Source organism: Lacihabitans sp. CS3-21 (genome assembly GCF_024343675.1).
GTDB lineage: Bacteria > Bacteroidota > Bacteroidia > Cytophagales > Spirosomataceae > Leadbetterella.
In genome coordinates this window covers 1-2031 of the sequence record NZ_RJUD01000111.1, presented here as the reverse complement: position 1 = coordinate 2031, position 2031 = coordinate 1, and the positions used below count along the sequence as shown (strand labels likewise).

The window sequence follows — 2031 nt, the reverse complement described above, 5'->3', positions numbered from 1 at the left end:
ACTTGGCTTTGGTTAAGAGAATGACTACGCCGACACAAGTTATCAAAGAAGGTGATAATGTAAGCTTTACGATTACGGTAGTCAACCAAGGAACAATTCCTGCAACAGGAATCCAAGTGACGGATTACATTCCAACAGGAATGACATTGAACGATGCAACTTGGACTGCAGTAGGAACAAACCAAGCTACCAAAACGATAGCAGGTCCATTGGCAGTAGGAGCAAGCACAGACATTACAGTAGTATTGAAAGTGTCAGCAGGTCAGCAAGGCAGCACTTTGGTAAACAGAGCAGAGATCAGTGCCACAGCAGATAGAGACAACAATGGCGTAGCCTTAGTAGATATAGACAGCAGACCAGATCAGACGGTAGGGAACGATGCGGGTGGTGTACCAGGAAGCCCAACTGACGATAAATTGGATGGCAATGGCACGGACGATGAAGACGATGCTGACCCAGCTCAGATCACGGTGCAGAAATATGACTTGGCTTTGGTTAAGAAATTAAAAAGTACCGGAGATATTAAGCCAGGTGATAATGTTATATTTACTATAACTGTATCAAATCAAGGTACCATCCCTGCAAATGGAATAGAAATTACAGATTATATACCATCAGGTATGACTCTAAATGATTTATCTTGGACAGCAGCAGGTTTAAATAAAGCAACCAAAATTATTTCTGGTCCAATTTCGGCCGGTGGATCAATTTCGGTTGATATAAATTTGAAAGTCAATTCAGATTTTGAAGGAACTACCTTATTAAATAAAGCAGAGATTTCGAAAACGTCTGATAATGACAATAATGGAAATCCACTTGTGGATATTGATAGTACACCTGATGATATTGATAATGATAAATTTGTTACAGATGACGATATCAATGGTAATGGTAAAACTGGAGGAGACGAAGATGATCACGATCCAGCTGAAGTTAAAATTAAACAGATTTTTGACTTAGCTTTAAATAAGAAATTAAAAGCTGGCCAAGCCTCCCAAGTTGGTTGTGAGGATGTGGTTAAATACGTAATAACTGTATTTAATCAGGGTACACTAAAAGCGTCTAATATTGATGTTACTGATTATATCCCAACAGGGATGAGCCTTAATACTTCGCAAAGTCTAGGATGGTCATTAGTTTCTGGAAATCCTAAATTTAACATCCCAGGTCCTATCTTGCCAGGTGCAAATACTTCAATCGAATTAGTATTGAATGTTTTACCTTCAGCTTTAACAGGGCCCTTGGTAAACAGAGCGGAAATTAGTAATAATGCTACAAATGCTTTAAACCTTTTGGATATTGATAGTAAACCAGATAATATTTCATCTAATGATGCCGGAGGTTTGGTAAGTTCGGATGCAGATGATTTTGTTGATGGAAATGGTACAGGAACTCCGAATGATGGAATAAAAGCAACTGATGAAGATGATTCAGACCCAGCTTTAGTTACCATGAAAGAGAAGCCAAATGTAGTAGCCTCAAATAATGGACCTGTTTGTTTTGGAGATAAAATTACCCTAACAGCTGTAGGAAATGCAACCTCTTACTCTTGGTCTGGGCCAAATAATTATTCTGCAACTGGCCCAACTGTTTTAGTTGATGCCTTACCGTCGAATAATGGTACATATACTGTCACTGCAATGCTAAACAATTGTATTGTAACGGCAACCACTTCAATCATTCAAACAGCTAAATTGACAGCCTCAGCGACTGCCACCCCAGTAGCTTGTTTCGGTGAGAAAAACGGAACAGCGACCGTAGTAGCAGCAGACGGTAACGGCGGCTTTACTTATTCATGGAGCACAATTCCAGTACAAACTGGAGCAACAGCAACAGGATTAGGAGCAGGGACATATACAGTAACCGTAAAAGACGCTAAGAACTGTACAGTAACGGCAACCACTTCAATCATTCAAACAGCTAAATTGACAGCCTCAGCGACTGCCACCCCAGTAGCTTGTTTCGGTGAGAAAAACGGAACAGCGACCGTAGTAGCAGCAGACGGTAACGGCGGCTTTACTTATTCATGGA

1 pseudogene is annotated in these 2031 nt (G+C 40.4%); it reads left to right on the top strand.

The features are described 5' to 3' along the window. Positions 1-20 precede the first annotated feature (20 nt). Positions 21-2031 (top strand): annotated as a pseudogene (locus tag EGI24_RS19140) (hypothetical protein); the annotation flags it as partial.